This is a genomic window from Pseudoalteromonas nanhaiensis, from assembly GCF_051235485.1.
Lineage (GTDB): Bacteria > Pseudomonadota > Gammaproteobacteria > Enterobacterales > Alteromonadaceae > Pseudoalteromonas > Pseudoalteromonas lipolytica_C.
Map to the genome: position 1 here is coordinate 39336 of NZ_JBPNYQ010000012.1, position 22823 is coordinate 62158.

Here is a 22823-nt window from a genome sequence, read left to right on the forward strand (position 1 = left end):
TAATAAAAAAGCCCGCAGGGCAAAGTACGGGCTTTTGAGTTATCCAAAAAAGAAAGTGTTAAGACACAATCCCTAATGGCTTACCTGTTTGCCAAGCGCCACGGGTAAAGTCTGGAATCGTTTTGCTGTTACTTCTATCTGCAACCGATGCCATGCTTTGCGGGAAGATGGATGACCATGCTGCGGCATCGTATACATCTTGATCGAGTGGCTCATTATTGCGTAAGCAGTAGATCATGCGCCATAGCATAATGAAGTCCATACCGCCGTGGCCGCCGTTCTTAACCGCTTCTTCACCCATGCGTCTCCACAGAGGATGATCAAATTCGGCACGCCATTTTTCCATATCTTGATCCCAGCTATGGAAGTTTTGCATATATGGCTTACGGCCTTGCGAACCCGCTTTTTCCCATGCAGCTAACTCAGCTTCATATTGTTTTTGATACACTTTTGCAATCGCTGGTGGTACATCTTCAAGGGCAATACGATTCGGGAAACCAGCAAAAGTACCATTAGTCCCTTGAATTAGATTATGACGGCTGTAAGGGCGAGGGCTGGTGGTATCGTGCTGTACCATAATGCTACGACCTTTCACTGTTTTAATAATACTGGTGTTCATATCGCCAGCAACAAACTTAAGCGAACGTCGTTCGTGGCCTGCTGGAAATTCACGTTCAGCATAGGCTGCGCGGCCAAGTGCAGGTGAACTGACTGATGTAACAAAGTCAAAACGGTCACCACGGTTGATGTTCATATACTGGGCAACCGGGCCTAAACCATGGGTTGGGTATAAGTTACCGTTTACTTTGGTATGCCAATAAGTACGCCATGAACCGGTGCTACGGTCAATCTCTTTCATTTGCCAGCGCAGATCATGAATATAAGCTGCTTCACCATGCAGTAATTCACCAAATATACCTTTGCGAACCATGTTTAAAACCATTAACTCATCGCGACCATAGTTAACGTTTTCCATCATCATGCAGTTCTTTTGTGTGCGCTCTGCGGTATTAACTAACTGCCAGCACTCTTCCATGGTGGTTGCTGCAGGTACTTCTACAAAGGCATGTTTACCGCTTTCCATGGTTTCAACACTCATCGGTGTATGCCATTGCCACGGTGTTGAAATGATCACAATATCAATATCTTGTCGAGCCAGCATGTCTAAATAAGCTTTATCAGAACCAGTATAAGCCGTTGGTTTAGGCAAGCCTTTTACAACAACATAGTTAACTGACTTATCTAACATCACCTGATCGGTGTCACAAATAGCTTTAATTTCAACACCGTCTATATGGCAAAGGTGTTTAACATGGCCGCTACCACGTTGACCAACACCAATAAAACCAACACGTACTACATCCATCGCTGGCACAGCTAAGCCCATTACGCTTTTACCTTGTGCGGCCAGCGTCGGTTGTTGATTGTCACCTTGTTGGCTTTTCGCACAGCCAGTCACGACTGTCGCAGCAGTGATTGCTGCGGCAGATTTTAAGAAACTACGTCTATCAATTGTCATAACGATACCTAATTCACTGAGATTATTTTTTAATATGGGTTTCAGTTCTTTCTGTTATATCTCAACTTAAAGCTAATTACAATGAATTAGGTTTCACAAACTTTCGATTTTAATCTTTTTAGCGAATTTATCAGGGTTTTATTGATTTTTACCCATCCATAACGTTTGCTTTCTTACTTTCATTGCCTTTCGTTTTGTTGCGAAGTGTTTCGTTGTGTGATACCGTAATTTCAAATCACGTATTTAACATTAGTGCAAGCTGCTTGGAGAAAACACCATGAATGCATTGAAAACAATTATTAACAATAACCGAGCAGGTCAAGCGCAGGGGATTTATTCTGTGTGCTGTGCGCACCCGCTCGTAATTGAAGCTGCGATGCTGCAAGCAATAAAAGATGATTCTGAGTTATTGATTGAAGCAACTGCGAATCAGGTTAATCAATTTGGTGGCTACACGGGCATGCAGCCAAAAGACTTTGTTGAATTTGTTCATGAAATTGCAGACAAAGTAGGACTAGATAAACACCGTATTATTTTGGGTGGTGACCATCTAGGGCCTGTTTGCTGGGTTAATGAGCCTGCAGAACAAGCGATGCAAAAAGCCGTTGATTTAGTTAAAGCTTACGCAAGTGCGGGTTTTAAGAAGATTCATCTTGATGCCAGTATGCCATGTAGCGATGATGAAGTGTGTTTAGCCGATGCTGAAATCGCTAAGCGTGCAGCACTAATGTGCCAAGCAGCTGAGTCTGTATGCCAAGAGCAAGATATTTTATATGTGGTGGGAACTGAAGTTCCTCCACCCGGTGGTGCAAAAGAAGATCTTGAAGTAATCGAAGTAACGCATGTTGAGGGTGTACAACAAACGATAAAGTTACATCAAGATGCTTTTAATGAATTAAATATTGCTGATGTTTGGTCTCGCGTAATTGCGGTTGTTGTTCAACCGGGTGTTGAATTTGATAATCATCAGGTTTTTGATTACCAACGAAGTGAAGCACAACAACTGAAAGAGTTTATCACCCGTGTTGATAATCTTGTTTATGAAGCTCACTCGACGGATTATCAACCAGATCATTGTTACCACGAGTTGGTTCAAGATCATTTCGCTATTTTGAAAGTAGGGCCACAGCTAACCTACGCATTACGTGAAGGGTTATTCGCATTATCGTACATTGAAGATCAACTTATTGAACCGTCGCGCCGTTCTAATATTCGCGCAGTTTGCGAGCGAGTTATGCTCGAAAAGCCAGGTTATTGGAATAAGTTTTATCCGACTGACGAGCCAGAAGCGGCAATTTATCGTGCATATAGCTATAGTGATCGTATTCGTTATTACTGGCCTGAAGATGAAATTAAGTACGCTGTAGAAACCTTATTTGCGAACCTAGAAGCGCAGATCATTCCACAAACGTTACTCAGTCAATTTATGCCAATGCAATATAAAGCATTAATCAAAAGAGAAATTACCTCGTTACCGCGAGAGTTAGTGATCAATAAAATAATGGAAGTAACGAATACTTATTCGCTTGCTTGTAATCAATAAGTTATGTGAGAGAGAATGAATGATGACGCAATTTTTATCATTAGATGTAGCCGATCTTAAGCAACAAAATGCTTATTGGACAGCAAAAGAAATAAGCCAGCAACCAGAATCATGGTGTAATACAGCTGCTATTGTTGAAAACCACCGTACAGAAATTAAAAACTTTTTAGCCCCGATCCTTGCACTGAAGAAACTGCAAATTGTATTAACAGGTGCAGGAACATCGGCGTATGTGGGTGAAGCGCTTGCTCCTCACTTAACTGCAAAAACAGACCTTGATGTACGTGCAATAAGTACCACTGATATTGTTTCTAATCCTTTGGGTTATTTGCAAAAAAACACGCCTACCTTATTGGTATCTTATGCACGCTCGGGTAACAGCCCTGAAAGTGTCGCAGCGGTTGATTTGGCCGATGAAGTGCTTGATCAATGTTATCACTTAGTGATTACCTGTAATGAACAAGGGGAGCTGGCAAAACGAGCTAATAATCAAGAGAATAGTTTTTGCCTATTAATGCCTAAAGAAACGCTTGATGAAAGTTTTGCAATGACTAGCAGCTTCTCTTCAATGCTAATTTCTACCTTGTGTATTTTTACACCCGATGTGAATCAATTGGCGCATTTAGCAACACAAACTGAGCAGCTTATTGAAACGCAATTGCAGAGTATAAAAGCATTTGCAGATTCAGATATGGAACGACTGGTTATTTTAGGGGCTGGCTCGTTATTAGGCTATGCAAAAGAAGCTGCATTGAAATGTTTAGAGCTAACTAATGGCGACTTAATCAGCTATTTTGAAACACCACTTGGCTTTCGTCATGGCCCTAAAACAATTATTAATGACAAAACAGCCGTGTTGTTAATGTCATCAAGTGATAAGTACAGCAGCCTTTATGATACGGACCTATACAATGAGCTAGTCAATGACCAGCAATGTTCAGCGGTAAAAAAATTAACGGTCGATAGTGAACTGGTCGAGCTAGATGATGTTTGGCAAGGCTTGTATTATATTGTCTATTGTCAGATTTTTGCATTTTTCAAATCAATTTCACTCGGTTTAACACCTGACAACCCTTGTCCTACGGGCGAAGTTAACCGTGTTGTAAAAGGGGTAACTATTTACCCATTAACTTCTCGCTAAGCGACGTTGGGTAGAATATGGCTGTTTATGGACTCGATATTGGCGGAACGAAGATAGAAACCGCTATTTTTAATGATATTTTAGAGCAACAGCAGAGTTGGCGAATTTCGACGCCAACTCAAAATTATCAGGAGTTTTTAGAAGCAATTCATCAGCAAGTGTTAAAGGCTGATCAACTCAGTGGTTGCAAAGGGGCAGTTGGCATTGGTATGCCAGGAATCGTAAATGATGATGGTAAAGTTTTATCGGCAAACGTGCCTTGTGCATCTGGTCGAGTTATTGCTAATGACTTGCAAGCATTATTACAACGACCTGTCGCCATACTGAATGACACTCGCTGTTTTGCTTTATCTGAAGCCAATGGCGGAGCCGGCGAAGGGTATAGCCGTGTTTTTGGTGCTATTGTTGGCACTGGCGCTGCAGGTGGCATGTGTATTAATGGCGAGCTGTTCAATCAAGGGTTAGGTATGTCGGGTGAATATGGTCATTTACCACTTTCTGCCTATCTACAACAAAAATACCAACTGCCGGTTTTAAAATGTGGCTGTGGTTTGAATGGCTGTGTTGAGAGTTATATCGCAGGGCCGGGTGTGCAGACGCTTTATAAGCATATTACTCAATCTCCTAAGTCAGCGATTGAGTGGGCTAACGATATTAAGCATGGCGATGAGCAAGCACTGGCCGTGCTCGGGTGTTATTTAGATATTCTTGGCGAGACCTTTGCGGCCGTCAGTAAAAGTCTTCATCCCGAAGTTATAGTATTAGGGGGTGGCTTATCTTTAATTGATGCTATCGTTGAAAAACTCCCTGATGCGATTCAGTCGCACCTGTTTTCTGGTTTTACAGTTCCAGAGGTAAAACGGGCAAAATTTGGTGATTCTAGCGGCGTAAGAGGCGCTGCAATAATAGGAAGTGTTCATGCTATTTCCTCAACATCTTGATTGTTATTACTTAAAAGCTGCTAAGGTGATCACCGCCGAGGCAGTGTTAAATCATCATGCTGTGCTTGTAAAACACGGTAAAATTATGGCTATTACTGAAGATTGCGAGCCAGGTATTGAGATTATTGATTTAGGGGATCAGAGTATATTTCCGGGCTTTATCGATTTGCATATTCATGGTCGGGAAGGCTGCGATATTATGGACGGCACCCCAGAATCTCTAGAGACCATTTCTCGCTCTTTAGCTAAGCACGGTGTTACCGGTTTTGTCGGCACAACAGTGACCGCAGATTGGGACGTATCAATACAAGCTTATAAAAATATGGCGAGTGCCTACCAAAAAGGCCTGACTGGTGCACAGCTACTTGGTGCTTATAACGAAGGATTATTCTTCGCTGAAGCGCATAAGGGAGCACACAATGAGTCATTCTTTTTAGAGCTTACAAAGCAGCGTTTTGATGAGATTTATGCTGCTTGCGATGGCTGTTTAACCTCTTTTGCATTGGCGCCAGAGTTACTTGAATCGCCCGACATGATCCGCTATATCACCGACAAGGGAGTGCGGGTAATGCTAGGCCATACTGATGCCAGTTTTGATCAAACGACACAAGCACTAGAGCATGGTGCATGTGGCGGGGTACATATTTTTAATGGTATGCGCGGTATTCATCATCGTGATCCCGGTTGTACCGGCGCACTGTTGATGGACAACGATGCAATGGTTGAGCTTATTCCGGATGGAATTCATTTGCATCCGAGCATAATGAACATGGTTTATCGTTTAAAAGGGGCAGATAAAATAGCTCTTATTACAGACTGTGTCAGCGCGGGTGGCTTACAAGATGGTCGTTATCGATTAGGTGAGCTTCCTATTTTGGTTGAACAAGGTGTTGCGCGAACCGAAAGTGGCTCTTTAGCAGGCAGTACATTAACGATGGAAGTGGGCGTTGAACGTTTTTATAACTTAACCGACGCAAGCTTAGTTGAAGCGACTAATATGGCCAGTTTAGTCCCGGCTGAATTTTTAAATAAAGCCGACTCTATCGGAAGTATTGCTGTAGGAAAAGTGGCAAATTTTGCTGTGCTCGACAACAGCTTTACTGTTCGTGCAACCATCTGTGCTGGTAAGCAAATATACGAGAACTAACATACACGAATGCAGGCAAAAGTGTTTGATGCCATTGTTATTGGCAGTGGTATTACTGGCGGCTGGGCTGCTAAAGAACTGACCGAAAAAGGCCTTAACGTGCTGTTACTTGAGCGCGGCAGGCAGGTTGTGCATGGAAGCGATTATATAACGGCTTTTAAAGAAGACTGGCAACTACCACTTCGTGACAGACCCAGCCTGCTAGAAAAGCGGAATCAAGCTAAACAAGCGCGCACTGGCTATGCTACTAAGCAATCAATAAAACATTGGTTTGTGAATGATTTGCAGCATCCTTACCGAGAAACGCAGCGCTTTGATTGGATCAGAGGCTATCATTTAGGCGGGCGTTCATTAACTTGGGGACGTCAGTGTTTACGCCTCAGCGATCTTGATTTTGCTGCTAACAAACAAGATGGCCACGGCATTGATTGGCCTGTTCGCTATCAAGATATTGCGCCTTGGTACGATAAAGTCGAAGCTTACATCGGGGTTATTGGTGAAGCACTCAATTTACCGCAATTACCCGATGGCCCCTTTTTACCGCCTTTCCAACTCAATGCCGTAGAGCTGCATCTAAAACGCAGTTTATTAAATCATTATAAAAACCGTCATGTAACGATAGGGCGTGTCGCCCATTTAACACAGGCAAAACCTGAGCAAGGTCGTGCTCCATGCACCAAGCGCAACCGCTGTATGCGAGGCTGCCCAACCGGTAGTTATTTTAGTAGTTTAGCCTCGACCTTGCCTGCTGCAATGCGTACTGGGCGACTGACCATTCAGGCTCACTCCATTGCCAAAGAGATTATTTACAACCCAGAAACTAGGCAAGCCACAGGTGTGAAAGTGATTGATGCTGAATCTAAAAAAGAGCGTATCGAACGGGCTAATATTATTTTTTGCTGTGCATCAACTGTGGCAACAACAGCCTTGTTATTAAATTCAACTTCTGCACGTTTTCCTAATGGCTTAGGGAATGATAGTGGAGAGCTTGGTCATAACCTAATGGATCATCATTTTCGGGTTGGCGCCACGGGTGAGCCGATAGGCTTTGCTGATGATTATAATGATGGCGATAGACCCGTTGGCTTTCATATCCCACGTTTTCGAAACCTTGATGATAAAGAGCAACATAACTTTATTCGTGGCTATGGTTATCAAGGGTACGCGACACGTAAAGACTGGCGACGCGGTTTTAAAGAGCTTAGTTTTGGCAAGGCCTTTCGTGAAGAGCTTGCCAAACCAGGGCCTTGGCAAGTTGCTTTGATAGGTTTTGGGGAATGTCTGCCTTATCATCACAATAAAATGAGCTTAGACCCTGTATTAAAAGATGAGTGGGGGCTGCCATTAGTTAATTTTGATTGTCAGTTTGGTGAAAACGAGCTGCGTATGCGAGAAGATATGAAAGCACAGGCAGTTGAGATGCTAACAAAGGCCGGTTACCAGAACGTGCAACCCTATGATAAGGGATCTGCACCGGGACAAGCGATCCATGAAATGGGCACTGCCCGTATGGGGCAAGATGCTAAAACCTCTGTTCTTAATCGCTATAACCAAATTCATAGTGTGCGTAATGTCTATGTTACTGATGGCTCATTTATGTGCTCATCAGCTTATCAAAACCCTTCTCTAACCTATATGGCATTTACTGCTAGAGCGGCGGATCATGCCGTTAAGCATTATCACAATGGAGTGTTTAATGGCTGATCTACAAAGGCGACAGGCTATTAAATATTTATCGGCTTTATTAGGTGTTGCTATTACGCCAGTGGCCGCTACTCAGTTGTTTGATAAAATGGATGACAGCCATTTTGAGGTGCTAAAAGAAGCGGCGCATCGGGATGTCGTCACGCAGATGCAAGCGGTTATTTTAGAGTTAGACCCCGCCGAACAGCTATATTTTGATTTAGTGGCTTTTACAGATTTGATGTTGGCTAACACTGTCACGGCTACTGAACGGATACAGTGTTTACAAGGCGCTGAATTAATTGCGCAGGGTAATTCCTGTGCACCACAGCTGGCTAACAAATTAAAACGCTTGTTCACTATCAGTGAACAGCAGTATCAGCAAGTAATTGAGCTGCAAGGGGTACCGATTTCACAGGTAACTCCAGCTAAGCATGAAGAATACTTAATGTATAAGTGTATCTTCACCGTACGCGAGTTTTTATTATTAGGGTATTTTACATCAGAGAAAATAGCAGGCTCTGCTTAATGGCATCGCCTGCGAACGATTTATTTACGCCAACTTGTTAGCTTGTGACCAATCAATGCGTAATAAAGAATAAATCCATAACAAGGTAATAATAATAAGTATGCTTGCTGAGCATTCCCTGTAAATTCTGCAAACACACCATATACAAGCGGCAGTAATGCCCCACCAGAAATTCCCATGATTAACAGTGCGGCACCCGTTTGGGTTTTACTCCCCAAGTTTGCCAGCGCCATAGGCCAAATAGTGGGCCAAACCAGCGCATTTGATAAGCCAAGCAGGGCTACAAATAATACCGTATCAGGGAAACTGTTATCAGCGAGCCAAAATAGTAAAATATTAGAGAGTGCTGTTTGTTGCGTGTCTACAAAAATAATACCGAGTGAAAATACGCAGCCACTCAATGCTGAGAATAGCAGGGCTTGTTGCTGAGTAAAAAAGCGCGGAATAAGCACAATCCCTAATACATAGCCTAGCACCATAAAACCCATGGTGTAAGAGGTGAGTTCAGCAAATTGTAGTATGCCTTGCTCCTTACCATATAGACCTATGGTATCACCGGCGATAACTTCTGCACCGATATAAAAGAATAAAGCAATCACACCTAAAATTAAGTTTGGAAATTGCAAAATAGATTGCTCTTCGCTGCTACTAATTGCTTGAGGTTGTTCAATATCAGGTAATGGAGCAAACATAATTAACGCAGCCAAAATTGCCAGTGAAATCGCCATAGCCATGTAAGGGCTAATTAAGCGGTTTGCTAATTCTTGTAATTGAAGTTGTTTTTGAAGGTCACTGAGTTGTGCCAAGGCTTCAGGGCTAAAGTTGGCAATATCACTGAACACGATGGCAGAGAAAAGTAATGGAGCAACTACACCTGCACTTTTGTTCAAAATACCCATGATACTAATGCGCACCGCCGCTGTATCTTTTGACCCTAGCAACACAATATACGGGTTAGCAGCTGTTTGTAGTAAGGTCAGACCGCTCCCTAATGTAAACAAGGCGACTAAAAATAACCAATAGGCTTGTGTTTGTGCTGCCGGTATAAATAATAAGGCGCCCAAAGCCATGATGGCCAAGCCAAATGACATACCATGCTTATAGCTGAATGCCTGTAAAATTTTCGCACTGGGTAATGCCATTACCGTATAGGCAATATAAAATACCAGTGTGACCATATAGGCTTCGATGTGATTGAGATCACAGACCATTTGTAAAAATGGGATCAAAGAGCCATTAAGCCAAGTAATAAAGCCGAATAAAAAGAACAGTCCGCCAATAATCACCATTGGAAGAAGCTGGCTGCGAGCGATATATTGTGGCTGAGCTATGAGTGAACTTTTTGTTGTCATTTTTTTCACCAAGGTGGTTTTTTTTATTCACTATAAAACAAAGTTCGTAAGTTTTGAAAGTTTTATTTTATTTCGAAACTAATTTTAGCTTTACAACCGTAAAGTGTGTAGTATTGATGTATTACTTTGAAAGCAGTTTTAAACCAACAGGGCAGTTATGCTAACCACAATCGAAAGAAGACAAAAAATCGTCCTTATGACTGAAGAAAAGGGCAAAGTTAGTGTGAAAGATCTGGCTAAAACCTTTGATATTTCAGAGGTTAGTATACGCCATGATCTTAATGAACTAGGTAAGCGCGGCTTAGTCGTGCGTTCGCGTGGTGGGGCAATCGCTTGCGATAAGCTTGCCAAAGAGCTTTCGGTAAAAGATAAACATAACGAAAACTACGCAATTAAAGTTCAGCTGGCGAAAGCTGTTGCAAATTTAGTTGAAGATGGCGATTCATTAATTATTGACTCAGGTACCACCACTGAAGAAGTTGCCAAAGCACTCACAAGCAAAAAAGCGCTAACGGTGATGACTAATGGTTTGAATATTGCGCACGTATTAGCCGATATCGACGATGCAAATGTATTTATGCTCGGTGGCCAATTACGCAAGAAATCCTTGTCTTTCTACTCCAATGAGGTTGAGCAAGCACTGAGTAAATATAACTTCAAAAAGGTTATTTTAGGTGTTGATGGCATCGATTCTGAAGCGGGGATCACCACTCATTACGAGCCTGAGGCAATGTTAAATAGAACCATGTGTACTCGCGCAGACAAAGTCATTGCAGTGACTGATTCGAGTAAATTTGGTAAACGTGCCTTGTATAATGTCCTACCGCTTAAATCAATAGATGTTCTGGTTACTGACAAAAATATGCCAACTGAATTTGTTGAATCTTTAACAAACCTAGGCATAGAAGTGATCATCGTTTAATACAAAACAATAGAATACTGTAAACATATTTCTAAAAGGCAACCTTAGGTTGCCTTTTTTGTTGCCTAGTTAATACGATTTTCTTGTTCCTTTCAAAATAATTAAAAAAAATTCTTCCTGTAGCTTTCGAAATTAAACGTACGCCATTAAAGGCTTTTGAAGCGATTGATGACTATTTTAACGCTTTTTTCGTAACTATCGAAAGTTTCACTAGGTAATTATTTGTTGATAGGTTGTTTCATTTTGTTATAAATTAAGTGTGAGGCCTTACTTAAGTACTATTTTTTATAGTCAACAAATCAGAATATTAAAAAAACAGGAAATCACCATGGCAACAACAGCTAGAAAAACATACCTGAGCGTATTGATAAGCTCGATACTGGCTTCGTCAGTCAGTTTCGCAGCCTCTGCACAACAGCAAGAGAATAATAACAATAACCAAGTCGAAGAGGATGTTGAGGTTATTGAGGTTACAGGGATACGTAGCAGCATTAAAGAATCAAACTTTCGTAAAAGAGAAGCAACAACGGTTGTTGATGTTGTAGTTGCGGACGACATTGGTAAGTTTCCCGATGAAAACTTAGCTGAAGCATTACAGCGTATTCCTGGTATCACTATTACCCGTAATGGCGGCGAGGGACAAAATATTTTAGTACGTGGTTTAGGTGGTGGCTACAACATTACCACCTTGAATGGCCGTAAACTGGCGTCTGAAAATTCAGGCCGCGATTTTAACTTTGATACCATTGCCTCAGAGTTAGTCGGAGCACTGCAAGTTTATAAATCACCAGAAGCACGCTTAATTGAAGGGGGGATTGGTGCGGTTGTTGATATCGAAACTCGCAAACCACTTGATCAAGACGGTTTCACGTTAAGTGCTTCAGCAAAGGGGATTTATGAATCGCGCACGGGAGATGTACACCCGCATGCTTCATTCATCATAGGTGACAACTTTAATGATGATACCTTTGGTGTGCTTTTTTCTGGGGCCTATTCAAAGAAAACCTTACGTGCAGACACATACTCTGCAAGCGGCTTTTTTGATGAAGAAGAGGGCTGGGGAGCAGACAGTGCCGGTGTGCCAGTCGATATGAATGGTAACGGAGAAATTGACGGGCAAAGCGAAATATTTGCCTCAAAAATTCCGAGTTACATGTATTTTGTCAACGCGCAAGATGTGCGTGAACGCGTCGGTGCGACGCTAGCAATGCAATGGCGCCCAACAGATACCCTAGATATTAACTTTGATGCCTTATATTCGCGTTACAACACCGATGGTCACCGTTATCAAATCGGTTTTGTTAACTACGACGAAAGCTGGACGCCAGGCACGCCCGTTTTTACCGATGCACAATTTGATGACTCAGGCCGAGTGGTATCAATGACGCAAACCGGTAATACTATGGTGGAGTTATTAAACTTAACCAATCCTCGAAAAACAGATACGTATCAGTTTGCCCTTAATGCCAAATGGTATCCAATGGATGGCCTAACACTGGCTGTGGATGTTGCGCATTCAAAAGCGAAAAATGAAAATGGCGGTGATAATCGCTTTATTGTTGCCCGTGGTTTTATTGACTCGATTGGCATTGATTACACCACTGGTAATATGCTGCCAGATGTTACTTTATCGCCGGGCTTAACAGCGGATCAATCATACGGTGCGCACTATAGCCGTAATACAGGTACCGGGGTTGAAGACACTATCAATGACTTTAAGTTTACCGGTACATTTTTGCCTGAAAGTGATTTAATTACCCGTATCGATTTTGGCTTAACATACCTTGAGCAAACCAAGAGCCAACTGGAATATGCTTCAAAAAATGCCAGCCAATTTAGTAATGGTGGCCAATACTTAGATCGCGATGGTTATGAATTTGATGACAGCACGGTAGTAAATGTAGGTGACTTTAACCTGTTTGAAATCCCAAGTGACGTGTTTGTTGAGGCGAATTTCGATAACTTCTTAGAAGGTGAAAGTAGCATTACACCTGAGCCATGGCCAAGTTTCGATTACGATAAGTTACTTGCTTATTATCGTTCAATTAATGCTGAAGCTACAGACAAGAGCATTGTTGCCTCGCTTAATTCATCGGGTACTTATGAGGTAACAGAAGAAGTTCTTACCGCGTATGCGCAAGTGACGCTTGAAAGCACTCTTGCAAAAATGCCGTATATGCTAAATGTTGGTATTCGTGGTTCACAAACAGAAGTGAGCTCTAAAGGGTCGGTGTATGATTTATCGTTAATTGACTTACAAGAAGATGGTAAACCACTTGAAAATGGTTGGCGCGAAACCGTTCAGCAATCATTTGAAGGGGATTACAGCAATATTTTACCAAGCATGAACTTTAAGCTTAGCATTACTGATGATTTGATTTACCGCTTCTCTGCGGCACAAGTTATTAGTCGTCCATCATTAGCCTATTTGCGTCCATGGCTTGCGCCAAACTTTGATACTTATCGTGAAGGCTTACCACAACTTTCTATGGGTGATTCATCATTAACACCAGAAGAAGCTAATCAAGCAGACATGACCTTAGAATGGTACTTTGAAGACAGCAGCTCGTTAAGTGGTGGGGTGTTTGTAAAAGACCTGAAATCATTTATCGATTATGTAGAAAGCCCAGTTGAAATCGAAGGCGTGCGTTATTTTGCCTCTTACCCGGGTAAGAGTGAGTATGGTGCCACTATTAAAGGCGCTGAGTTTGCTTATCAGCAATCGCTCGAAAATTTTCTACCTGAGCCCTTTAATGGTTTAGGTTTTCAGCTTAACTATACCTATGTAGACAGTAGCTACGATGAGCCAGAGCTAAAAGAGTCAGGCTTGCCATTTAGAGGTATGTCGAAAAACTCATATAACGCGGTGGTTTACTATGAGCAATATGGTTTCCAAGCGCGTTTAGCCTATAACTGGCGTAGTAAATTCTTGTCGGATCCAGATGCGTGGGGTGGCCCTTATTGGATCTCTGATTATGGTCAGTTAGATGCCAGCATGAGCTATAACATCAGTGATCAATTCACTGTGTTTGCTGAAGCAACTAACTTAACGAATGAGCGTTATTGGGGTTACACCAAACGCACTGACCAAGTGAGTTACCTTGAGCGCTTTGGTACTCAGGTCGCATTAGGTATACGTGCTAGCTTTTAATCTTTGTATTCCCAGTTGTTAGTGTTGTTCAAGCGCCTGCAAAGGCGCTTTTATTTTTAAAAAGTGAGGTTGTTATGGCAGGAATTAGTGTTTGGCAATTAGTCATTATTGCCGCAATTGTGGTGCTGTTATTTGGCACAAAAAAGCTCTCTCGAATAGGTGGTGATTTAGGGACGTCAGTTAAAGGGTTTAAACGCGCTATGCACGATAAACCCAATGATGAAACCTAGTTAGCAATAAATTTTAGATAATATTACTGCCTTGTTCGGGGTCGCGAGATTGATCAGCTTGTTCGCGTATATCATCGGCATCGCTGCTGACATCATCTAAGCTATGATCGGTGAGTGTTTTTGATGTTTGGGGAGGCGTGCTCGAATTACTATTTATTTGATCTGCTTCAGTATTTAAAATGATTCGCTCGCGGGCATCATCAGGCATACTGACTTGCTCTGATAAGTAGGTATTGACCAACTCTCGCATCAATTGAGATGCCACTTTAACTGTGCTGTGCTCATTGCTATTTACCCAAAAATAAATAGTTAGATTTAGTGTTGCTGAGCCTAATGAATCAATTAACACTTGGCTTGGCGGATCACTAATAACAGCCGGGTTTTGCTTAACCACTTTCATTGCTAATTGCTGGGCATAGCGAATGTCATTATCGTAACCAATGCCAACGTTAAAGTGACCTCGCATTTTAGGATTTGCGGTGAGGTTTTTTATGACATTTTTATACACAGTCGCATTCGGTATTTGAATGTGATTACCATCAAAATCAACTAAAGTTGTGGCGCGAGCCGTCACTTTTTTAACCACCCCTAAACGACCATCAACTTCTATCACATCGTCAATACGAAAAGGGCGCTGGACACTGAGCAGCATGCTTGAGATAAAGTTTTCGGCAATATCTCGAAAAGCAAAACCTAAAATAAGACCCACTAATCCAGTACCACTCATAATAGCTACAGCAAAATCGGTAAGCCCTGCAAGGCGCAAAAATAAGTACACCCCAAACAAAATGATAATGATGCTAAAAAATCGTCGTGTTACAACATGTAATAGCTTGCTTTCACTTACAAAACCAAGCGGCTTTATCAAGATATATGACAAAGGGCGTGCTAATAAATAGCAAATAATAACAGCTACGAGGCCCAACGTAAGGGCTGGTAACATTTGCCAAGTAGTGTGTAAAAACTGCGTAACTTGTAGGTTTAAGTCTTGCCAAGCAATGCTGTCGGTGGGTGTCTGTGTGGTAACAAATAATTTAGGTGAAACCAAACTAGCTAATTGATTTTTATATAATAAATATAGACTCATTGCACCACTCCATGGATGGTTGTTTTGTTACAGTAAGCTTAGCTTAGTGCAATTCAAGCGCCATTATTAATGGCAAGCTGTTTGCAGCTGTAAAATTAATAAAGCAATGTATTAGGTCAGATATGGCTCAAGATAAGCGCGGATTTCAGGCACATTCACCGTTGGAGATCCCAGTTAGAGGCTGGTGGGATATTATCAAACGCGTGTATCACAATTTATCACAAGACAATTTATCGTTTGTGGCGGCTGGGGTGGCATTTTATGCTTTGCTTGCGATCTTTCCTGCATTAGCCGCGACAGTCTCTGTTTACGCTTATTTTGCGTCCCCGACCGATATCCATGAGCAACTTGATAAAGTCACTGCTATTTTACCAACAAGTAGTCGAGACATTATTTTGCTACAGGTTGCAGAGGTGACTCAGCAATCGCAAAAGGTGTTAAGTGTTAGTGCCATAGGGACTTTATTGTTAACGATTTGGAGTAGCAGCAAGGGCTGTCAGGCGCTAATAACAGCCTGTAATATCACTTATCATCAGCATAACAAAAGACAATTTTTTATGGCGTTACTGGTGCGCTTTTTATTTTCGCTAGGTGCCATTGTTGTTGCGCTGGTTGCCTTGTTGATCATCGGTATTTTACCGATTGTGCTTAACCTAGTTGGTTTAACAGAGCTGATTGATTTGTTGATCAAGCTTATTACTTGGCCATTGCTTGCGATTATTTTTAATTGCGCGTTGGCATTCTTATATCGCTATGCGCCACATCGAACAGCAGCAAAATGGCGCTGGATCACACCAGGTTCAATACTGGCTACTTTGCTATGGATTATCGCATCAATTGGTTTTTCATATTATGTCTCACAATTTGCAAGTTATAACGAAACGTATGGCTCATTAGGTGGTGTAGTGATTATGTTGATGTGGCTCTATATCAGCGCATACATCATTATTTTTGGTGCTGCGATTAATGCCAGCATAGAACAACAAACTTTAGTCGATAGTACTGTGGGCCCCGTGAAAGACGTTGGAGAGCGAGGAGCAACAGTGGCTGATAGATTAACCGAAAAACAGCAACAGCAGAAAAAGTAACTTTAGCATGCCATCATTGCGCTTGTTGAGTGCCAATAAATTTTAGGCAAACGTAAGTCATAAATTGACTTTATTAGAATTGACTTCTAATTAGTTAGTTAATCCTAAAGTTTTACTTTTTGTTTGCCGTGGTTAGCGATGTGATTCTTATGCATCTATAAATCAGAAAGTTAAATTTTTTGAACAAAGCTAATAATCATAATTTCTAGGTTTTAGAATGCAAAAAGAGCTCCAGTCAAATATCAAAAGTTTGTCATTACTCAATTTGGTCGCTGTAGTATTAGCAGGATTAACTGCTTTATCGGTTTACTTCATGTACGACAGTTTAAAAACCATAGAGTCTGAAACTAAAATGAGGTATCGATCTTATATTTTGGCGGAGCAAGTAAGGCAAAGTTCAGATCAATTAAGTTTAATGGCACGAGCATATACGGTAACGGGTAATTCAAAATTCTTAGATTTTTTTAATCAAATTCTAGCTATTCGAAACGGCGAAGCTCCTCGACCAGAAAATTATCACCGTGTTTATTGGGATATGCTAATGCCACAAAGTGGTAAGGCTCCATTTCCGGATGGTGAAAAAAAAGCACTCAAAGACATGTTGAGCTCAATAGGTATCACTCATGAAGAAATGCAACAAATTAAGCTTGCTGAAAAAGCATCAAATGATTTAACAAAAATTGAATATGCAGCTTTTCAAGCCGTTGAAAATGAAGCTGAACTTTCTCTAACGAATGAGCGGGTAGCAGCGATATTAAGTTTATACAGTGACGAATATTTTACGGCTAAATCAGAAATTATGAGTCACATAAATAACTTTTTATTTATGCTAGATTATCGGACAGAGCAGCGCCTTAATTCTGTGACTCGCGAGCATTATTTAATATCGCTGTTTTCTTTTTGCTGCTTTATCACAATCTTAATAGTGCTGCTCTTTATCAGCCGACTTCGAAAATCACTTAATTATTTATATGTCTCCTCACTTGAAGCTGAAGTAGCAGAAAAAACAGCTTCCTTAACAGAGAAAAATCTACAGCTCGAAGAATCCATGGACTTAATGGCAAAAACTCAGAAGTACTTGATGGAAGCTGAAAAAACAGCCGCTTTAGGTCGACTTGTTGTTGGGGTCGCACATGAGGTAAATACACCAGTCGGAATTTGTATTACCGCTGTTAGTTACCTTGAAGATGAAAATAAGAGAATGGGAAAAGTGTTAGCTGACAAACGGGTAAGTAAGGGGTCGCTCGAAAAATACGTACATACCTCTGAAGAAATTAGCTTATTACTTCATTCAAACCTAGATCGTTTAGCTGAGTTGATCACAAGCTTTAAACAAATAGCCGCCGATCAGCACTGTGATGAACTAAGAGTTATTAAATTAGATGACCATTTAAATGATATTGTTAAGTCATTAAAGAGCGAGTCTAAACACAAAAACATAGAGGTGGTTTCTGCTATTCCTGAAGGCCTGCAAGTACAGAGCTTTCCGGGGACGCTTTGCCAAGTCATGACTAATTTATTATCAAATGCAATTTTTCATGCCTTTGATGGAGACTTTGACGAGCCTCGAATAGAGATCTCAGCTAAAAGCGAAGGATCAGCAGTGCTTATTACTGTAAAAGATAATGGCAGTGGCATTGCTGAAGATATTCAAGATAAAATTTTTGACCCTTTCTTTACGACTAAACGCGTGCAAAAAAATACTGGTTTAGGTCTTTACGCAGTCATGAACCTAGTGACCCAAAAGCTAAAAGGAACAATTACTTTCGAATCCAGTGAACAGCTAGGTACTACTTTTTATTTAACTTTGCCTAATCTAAATGATGAGCAAGTTTAATAACGTGATAATAGAAACGAACAGCTAAACATTCTTTTTTATAGAACGATTGACGCTAATTTTACTCATGGTTGTTAGTTAAATTAGCGCCTACAATCATTTCATACAATTTACGGGAGTAAAGTTATGAAAGTGATTCAACAATTAAATAGCCATGCTACACAAGATGGTGATGGTGTAAACATCAGCCGCATTCCCGGCTTTGACGGTAAGTATTTAGACCCTTTTTTAATGATCGACGAGCTTAAGTCAGATGATCACAGTGATTTTATGGGCGGTTTTCCTGCGCATCCTCACCGTGGTATCGAAACCTTTACGTATATTATTAAAGGTGGTTTTGAGCACCAAGATCAAATGGGCAACAAAAAAGCGATTCGTGCTGGTGACGTGCAGTGGATGAGTACCGGCTTTGGTGTGATCCATAGTGAAATGCCATTAGCAGATGCCAAAGAAGGCATGCATGGTTTTCAGATTTGGCTCAATATGCCAAGTTCCGAGAAGCTCAGAGCACCACGTTACCAAGATACCACTGAAGCGCCTGCGCCGACGACACGAAATGAACAGGGTGTTGAGCTTAAAGCATTAGCTGGAAGCTGGCAGTTTTCCGGTGAAGAGCAGGTATCAAGCCTTCAAGATCTTGCTGCTAATGGCATGCTGGCTGATGTGACCTTACCTGCAGGAACTGTATTTAACCATGCGCCTTTAGCGCAAACCAAAGTGATGCTTTATGTTCATACTGGTGAAATACACACAGAGCAAGGTGGTCCTGTAAAAGCGGGTAGCTTACTCATTCTTGAGCCTGGTAGTGACATTGAATTTAACTCACAAACAGGGGCTGGAGTTTTAATCCTTGCTGGAGAACCACTCAATCAGCCAATCGCGCACATGGGTCCGTTTGTGATGACTACCCAAGCTGAGTTACAGCAAGCGGTTCGAGATTATCAGTTAGGAAAATTTGGCACACTATAGGAGGTTATTGTGGGATTACTTGTAAACGGTCAATGGCAAGATAAATGGTACGACACCGATAACAACCAAGGTGAATTTAAACGTGAGGCGGCCCAGTTACGAAACTGGGTTACCGCTGATGGTAGCGCTGGTCCAAGTGGTGATGCAGGCTTTAAAGCTGAAAAAGATCGCTACCACCTTTATGTCTCTTTAGCCTGTCCTTGGGCTCATCGCACCTTGATATTTCGCCACTTAAAGGGGTTAGAAGATTATATCAGCGTGTCGGTTGTAAGCCCTGACATGCTAGAGCATGGTTGGACGTTTGATAAAGATAATCACAGCACCGGTGATGCTCTTTTCAATAGCGACTTTATGCATCAAATTTATACGCGTAATAAAGCTGATTATTCAGGCCGTGTTACGGTGCCTGTGCTTTGGGATAAAAAAACGCAGCGTATTGTTAGCAATGAATCTGCTGAAATTATCAGAATGTTTAATAGCGCGTTTAATGCACTCACAGGTAATGAGCGCGACTTTTATCCTACAGCATTACATGCTGAAATTGACGAAATTAATGAGTTTGTTTATCACAACATCAACAACGGTGTATACCGTGCAGGCTTTGCGACAACGCAAGAAGCTTATACAGAAGCCTTTGATGATCTATTTGCAGCGCTTGATAAAATTGAACAACGTTTAACAGAAAACCGTTATTTAGTAGGCGATACACTCACAGAAGCTGATTGGCGTTTATTTACCACTTTAATCCGCTTTGATAGCGTTTATGTTGGTCATTTTAAGTGTAACTTACGTACTATCGAGAGTTATCCGGCAATCAGTAACTATCTGCGTGAGTTGTATCAAGTTGAAGAGGTAAGTAAGACGGTTGATTTTTACCATATTAAACGTCATTACTATTTCAGTCATACTATGATCAATCCAACTCAAGTCGTGCCAAAAGGGCCTGATATAGACTACGCTCGACCACACAACCGTGGTTAATAGACAATGATAACTAACAGTTTAATGACTTGATTAAACTGTTAGTTATAACTATCCATCACCTTGCGGATGGTGTCGATGCCAAACATTACCTTCTGAATAAATGATTCTGAGCTTTTCACTAAATTAAAATTAGGGTGTTGAGACCAAACAGCTTGTAGTTTGTCATCAAGTAATATGGCTTGTTGGTCAGACTCATTTCTTACTGGGTTATTAGAATGAATACTTTGTCCAGATTTAGCTGCAGTTTCAAAAAAGATCACTGCATCATATTGGTTAAGTTCGGTTTGTAGGTTGGTATTTAAGCATTGAAAAAATTCATCTTGCTCACCAGGCCAATAGGCTAGTCCATCTAAGCTACCACGATCGCAAAGCATTAAACGATCTGGGTGCATGGTTCGCTGAATATGCTCTAAGTGTTTTTGTAGGTTATAAATAGCCTGTTGGTGAGCCTTGATAAGGTGAGGTTCGTTGCTACGTTCAATTCCTCCGCCAAATAACATGGTGGCAGATTCAGGAACGACAACAATTTGTTTTGAAAACTCGCGTCTTAGTAAATCGATAGCTGTAGTTTTACCACCTCCGGGGCCGCCAGTTAATACTATCCGTTTTTTCACTAATAATTCCCGAAATTAATTTCTGATACTTTAAGGTAGTGAAATTGCGACTTAATGAGAAGTAAAAACTCTGATTTTACTGATAAAGATCATAATAATCTAAGAAGCCAACTAAACTGACTAACTTGTTTTAATTTGCTTTTAGATTGGTCATTGCTTTGTAAAGCTTGATAACCCATCCCTGCGGTGAAGGCGCTAGCAAGGCCGACTTTAGTGACAGCAAAGCGTTTTAAACGATAGTTGAATGCTTGGTGATGCTGACGTTTAAGTTCATTTTGCATGTCCATACTATGACTAAGATCAGTGACTTTTTTCAGTGGTTCGCGAATAAAGTAGTTAATTAACATTATTTTTCCTTATCAATGTTGAATAATTGGCGGGCACTTTTAACCGTTCGATCAAAACCAATTTTACTACTGATATAGCCAATATTTTTCCAAAGCCAAAACAAACAAAGCAGTTGCAAAACGATCAGCGATAAAGCGCAAAGAGCGACTGATCCACTTAAACTGAATATGGCAATACCTATTGTGGCTAACAAACCAGCCCAAAGTAAAACTAAACCACCTGCAAAGCAGACCAGCATGATGATAGTTAATGCCAAAGAGCGTGTCGATAATCGCCACTCAGCTGCAGCTACCTGTTTACACAACCCAGCTTGGGTACGGTAGTCTACGTAAAGTTGTTCAGCATATTGCGACAACTTGGCAAGGTGATCTTGCCACTGATCAGCATGCAAAGGCTGATCAGTGGCTGCTTGCGACTTCTCTTGTGAATGTTGAGAGTGCGGCATGTTATTTACGGCGAATAAGTGCGCTAACTAACATACCTGCAGCAAACGCAATACCTGCTGTTGCAAGCGGATTCTCAGAGGCAAGCTGACGTGTTTTGCTACTGTACTCACCTAGTTTCTCGCGAGCTTGAGCTTGTTTCTCTGAAATAGTTTGTGCTGAATTTGATGCGCCTTCACGAACTGAATGCTCAGCTGATGCAGCACGAGTTGACAGCGCGTCAACTGCATGATGAGCTGCCTCAGTTGCTTTTTCCGTAAATGGCGCCTCTACTTCAGTTGGTTTCGGATTTGTTTTGCTGTTTGCAGTACTTGAATTCGATTTCGACGTTGCTGTAGCCATGATCATTCCTTAAAAATTGCCATTATTGGTATTCAATAACTCGCAACCTTTATACCAATTATTAAATCATTTAATTTCAGGGTGTTATATTTTTAGACTCTGAGATCAACATAATTTCTAGTAACTATTGCACAGTAGTTAAGTAAAAATTACAGGCTAAGAAAGATGTACGATTCATTTGTAACTATTCATTGGTTATTCATTAATCATTTTTCCCCAATTCGTCGCCAATAAAATAGTAAAAAAAATTTTTTTATTTGTTTTCCACTTTTTCCCACGTAATTCAGTGGCTTTGCTTGAAGCCTTATTTTTTCTGGCTTTAGAAGCCTATTATGATGATCAGCTTACTTGACAAAAAGCCTTGTCAAGCCCTAAACTGGAGCACTGTGGTAAAAAGTGGTTTTTAGTGGATCAAATTGGATCGGAAATAATCATTAACAATTTATAACCTATTTTAAGGCTAATTATGTTTAGGGGTGCAAGCTCGCTGAGTTTGGATGATAAAGGACGCTTTGCGGTACCAACCAAGTACCGAGACGCGATCTTGTCTGAAGATCAGGGAACCGTTATTTGCACAGTCGCACTGAATGAGCCTTGTTTGTGGTTATACCCACTAGCCGAATGGCTAGAAATTGAAGAACGATTATTAAAGATCTCTAACATGAATCCACGAGCACGCCGAATGCAACGTATGTTGCTTGGCAATGCTACAGAGTATCAACTAGATAAAAATGGCCGGATTTTGCTTGCTCCTTCTTTACGAGCTCACGCGGAACTTGGAAAAAAAATCATGTTGGTTGGCTTGATGAATAAGTTTGAAATTTGGGATGAAGATCGTTGGCATGAACAAATGCGCCAAGATACTGAAATTGAACGCTTAGGTGAGTTTGAGGCAAATCCCGAATTCGATAACTTCTCGCTCTAACCACAATAATAAAAAGGCAAAAAATAGC

At 41.2% G+C, this 22823-nt stretch carries 20 protein-coding genes and 1 pseudogene; 14 read left to right on the forward strand and 7 right to left on the reverse strand.

All coding sequences use genetic code 11. The features are described from left to right. Positions 1-58: 58 nt before the first annotated feature. Positions 59-1519 carry a Gfo/Idh/MocA family protein gene (locus ACSFVZ_RS11860; RefSeq protein ID WP_435558932.1) on the reverse strand — a complete coding sequence of 487 codons (1461 nt, stop codon included), beginning with the start codon at positions 1517-1519 and terminating at the stop codon, positions 59-61. A 277-nt stretch (positions 1520-1796) separates the two neighbouring features. Here ACSFVZ_RS11860 and ACSFVZ_RS11865 point away from each other — a divergent pair, with 277 nt between their 5' ends. The 6 genes from ACSFVZ_RS11865 to ACSFVZ_RS11890 are packed head-to-tail and all read left to right on the forward strand — an operon-like array spanning position 1797 to position 8503. Next, on the forward strand, positions 1797-3062 hold the full coding sequence (locus ACSFVZ_RS11865) for a D-tagatose-bisphosphate aldolase, class II, non-catalytic subunit (RefSeq protein WP_205994293.1): 1266 nt from the start codon (positions 1797-1799) through the stop codon (positions 3060-3062). A 19-nt stretch (positions 3063-3081) separates the two neighbouring features. After that, entirely contained in the window at positions 3082-4203 is a 1122-nt protein-coding gene (locus ACSFVZ_RS11870) for an SIS domain-containing protein (protein WP_240704493.1), read from the forward strand. A 17-nt stretch (positions 4204-4220) separates the two neighbouring features. Continuing rightward, the gene (locus ACSFVZ_RS11875) at positions 4221-5144 is read left to right on the forward strand and encodes an ROK family protein (RefSeq protein WP_135923470.1); all 924 of its coding nucleotides are present in this window, start codon (positions 4221-4223) and stop codon (positions 5142-5144) included. Continuing rightward, positions 5122-6291: an N-acetylglucosamine-6-phosphate deacetylase gene (gene nagA, locus ACSFVZ_RS11880; RefSeq protein ID WP_138556752.1), complete on the forward strand. Its 1170-nt coding sequence runs from the start codon at positions 5122-5124 to the stop codon at positions 6289-6291. The genes ACSFVZ_RS11875 and nagA overlap by 23 nt, the downstream gene beginning before the upstream one ends. Positions 6292-6300: 9 nt before the next feature. Further along, positions 6301-7995 (forward strand): GMC oxidoreductase, encoded by a 1695-nt coding sequence (locus tag ACSFVZ_RS11885; RefSeq protein WP_435558934.1) that lies wholly within the window; start codon positions 6301-6303, stop codon positions 7993-7995. Continuing rightward, positions 7988-8503 (forward strand): hypothetical protein, encoded by a 516-nt coding sequence (locus ACSFVZ_RS11890; RefSeq protein ID WP_295509466.1) that lies wholly within the window; start codon positions 7988-7990, stop codon positions 8501-8503. The genes ACSFVZ_RS11885 and ACSFVZ_RS11890 overlap by 8 nt, the downstream gene beginning before the upstream one ends. Before the next feature lie 20 nt (positions 8504-8523). On the opposite strand, the gene ACSFVZ_RS11895 is transcribed toward ACSFVZ_RS11890, so the two are convergent. Continuing rightward, entirely contained in the window at positions 8524-9855 is a 1332-nt protein-coding gene (locus ACSFVZ_RS11895) for a sugar MFS transporter (RefSeq protein WP_249930182.1), read from the reverse strand. A 157-nt stretch (positions 9856-10012) separates the two neighbouring features. On the opposite strand from ACSFVZ_RS11895, the gene agaR reads away from it, so the two are divergent. The 3 genes and pseudogenes from agaR to tatA all read left to right on the forward strand — a co-directional run. Next, on the forward strand, positions 10013-10777 hold the full coding sequence (agaR, locus tag ACSFVZ_RS11900; protein WP_135923474.1) for a transcriptional repressor AgaR: 765 nt from the start codon (positions 10013-10015) through the stop codon (positions 10775-10777). 328 nt (positions 10778-11105) lie between these two features. Continuing rightward, positions 11106-13928 (forward strand): TonB-dependent receptor, encoded by a 2823-nt coding sequence (locus ACSFVZ_RS11905; protein ID WP_435558937.1) that lies wholly within the window; start codon positions 11106-11108, stop codon positions 13926-13928. A gap of 74 nt (positions 13929-14002) precedes the next feature. Next, positions 14003-14152: pseudogene (tatA, locus tag ACSFVZ_RS11910) on the forward strand (twin-arginine translocase TatA/TatE family subunit); the annotation flags it as partial. A gap of 19 nt (positions 14153-14171) precedes the next feature. On the opposite strand, the gene ACSFVZ_RS11915 reads toward tatA, so the two are convergent. After that, positions 14172-15245 carry a mechanosensitive ion channel family protein gene (locus tag ACSFVZ_RS11915; protein WP_138556748.1) on the reverse strand — a complete coding sequence of 358 codons (1074 nt, stop codon included), beginning with the start codon at positions 15243-15245 and terminating at the stop codon, positions 14172-14174. 122 nt (positions 15246-15367) lie between these two features. Between ACSFVZ_RS11915 and ACSFVZ_RS11920 the strand changes: the two genes are divergently transcribed. From ACSFVZ_RS11920 to ACSFVZ_RS11935, 4 genes are all read left to right on the forward strand, one after another. Then, the gene (locus tag ACSFVZ_RS11920; RefSeq protein WP_138556747.1) at positions 15368-16333 is read left to right on the forward strand and encodes a YihY/virulence factor BrkB family protein; all 966 of its coding nucleotides are present in this window, start codon (positions 15368-15370) and stop codon (positions 16331-16333) included. Between the two features lie 217 nt (positions 16334-16550). Next, positions 16551-18170, forward strand: a complete 1620-nt coding sequence (locus ACSFVZ_RS11925) for a sensor histidine kinase (protein WP_435558939.1) — start codon at positions 16551-16553, stop codon at positions 18168-18170. A 126-nt stretch (positions 18171-18296) separates the two neighbouring features. Next, positions 18297-19139 (forward strand): pirin family protein, encoded by an 843-nt coding sequence (locus ACSFVZ_RS11930; RefSeq protein ID WP_435558940.1) that lies wholly within the window; start codon positions 18297-18299, stop codon positions 19137-19139. A 9-nt stretch (positions 19140-19148) separates the two neighbouring features. Continuing rightward, entirely contained in the window at positions 19149-20120 is a 972-nt protein-coding gene (locus ACSFVZ_RS11935; RefSeq protein WP_135923481.1) for a glutathione S-transferase family protein, read from the forward strand. 41 nt (positions 20121-20161) lie between these two features. On the opposite strand, the gene ACSFVZ_RS11940 is transcribed toward ACSFVZ_RS11935, so the two are convergent. The 4 genes from ACSFVZ_RS11940 to ACSFVZ_RS11955 all read right to left on the reverse strand — a co-directional run bounded on the left by ACSFVZ_RS11940 (position 20162) and on the right by ACSFVZ_RS11955 (position 21870). Beyond that, a complete protein-coding gene (locus tag ACSFVZ_RS11940; RefSeq protein ID WP_435558941.1) occupies positions 20162-20737 on the reverse strand; it encodes an AAA family ATPase in 576 nt (191 codons plus the stop codon). Positions 20738-20826: 89 nt separating this feature from the next. Continuing rightward, complete coding sequence (locus tag ACSFVZ_RS11945) at positions 20827-21084, reverse strand: hypothetical protein (protein ID WP_135923483.1); 258 nt, start codon at positions 21082-21084, stop codon at positions 20827-20829. Further along, positions 21084-21530, reverse strand: a complete 447-nt coding sequence (locus tag ACSFVZ_RS11950; RefSeq protein WP_135923484.1) for a hypothetical protein — start codon at positions 21528-21530, stop codon at positions 21084-21086. The genes ACSFVZ_RS11945 and ACSFVZ_RS11950 overlap by 1 nt, the downstream gene beginning before the upstream one ends. Position 21531: 1 nt before the next feature. Next, entirely contained in the window at positions 21532-21870 is a 339-nt protein-coding gene (locus ACSFVZ_RS11955; protein ID WP_135923485.1) for a DUF883 C-terminal domain-containing protein, read from the reverse strand. Between the two features lie 466 nt (positions 21871-22336). Here ACSFVZ_RS11955 and mraZ point away from each other — a divergent pair, with 466 nt between their 5' ends. Then, the gene (gene mraZ / locus ACSFVZ_RS11960; protein WP_135923486.1) at positions 22337-22795 is read left to right on the forward strand and encodes a division/cell wall cluster transcriptional repressor MraZ; all 459 of its coding nucleotides are present in this window, start codon (positions 22337-22339) and stop codon (positions 22793-22795) included. Positions 22796-22823 lie beyond the last annotated feature (28 nt).